The organism is Peribacillus sp. P4_C12 (genome assembly GCF_056402095.1).
In genome coordinates this window covers 1-835 of sequence record NZ_JBFUIB010001009.1, presented here as the reverse complement: position 1 = coordinate 835, position 835 = coordinate 1, and the positions used below count along the sequence as shown (strand labels likewise).

The window sequence follows — 835 nt, the reverse complement described above, 5'->3', positions numbered from 1 at the left end:
TCATAATAAAGGTAGTCATCATGGAGAAACAAGAATTATAAGACATGCTTATGGTGAAGGGGAAGAGTATGTTTCTTTGGCACTTAAATCTCAAAAACTATGGAATGACTTAGAAAAACTTACGGATAAACAGTTATTTCTTCCAACAGGTGTACTGAATGCAGGCAGTCAAAAATCCACATTTATTAAGCAAGTAATCGCAAGTTCAAATAAATTTAATTTACCATTAGAAATCCTAGATTCAAATCAAATCCATGAAAGATGGCCAGGCATCTCACTACCAGAAGATTATATAGGCTGCTTTGAATCGACTTCAGGTGTGTTAAAAAGTGAAGACTGTATTCGAGCGTATCAGCAACTTGCAGAGTCACATGGTGCTAACATCATTGTGAATAGCCAAGTAAGGAAGATATGTGTTCATAATAATGGGGTTACGATTAAAACTGATGAACAGACTTTCTACGCAGAGGCATTAGTTGTTGCAGCAGGAGCATGGTCACCAAAACTTTTAGCGATGTTAGACTTAAATGTTCCTCTAGCCCCTATTAGAAAAACATTTGCATGGTTTGAAGCAAATGAATTATATAATTACAAAAACTTTCCAGCCTTCACTTTTGATACGTCTGTAGGTACATACTATGGCTTTCCAAGTATAAATGACAGTGGTTTAAAATTAGGGAGACATGATGGGGGAAATTACATTAATCCTGATGATTCTATAGCAGGGTTTGGTGAATTAGATGAAGATGAGGGAGATTTGGTACAGTTCCTACAACAATTTATGCCTACCGGTCAAAAAATAAAATATGGGAAAAACTGCATCTATACAATGACC

General features: G+C 35.8%; 1 protein-coding gene. It reads left to right on the top strand.

All coding sequences use genetic code 11. The features are described 5' to 3' along the window. On the top strand, window positions 1-835 hold an 835-nt coding region (gene solA / locus AC1DUW_RS30875), incomplete at both ends, for an N-methyl-L-tryptophan oxidase (RefSeq protein ID WP_477644458.1).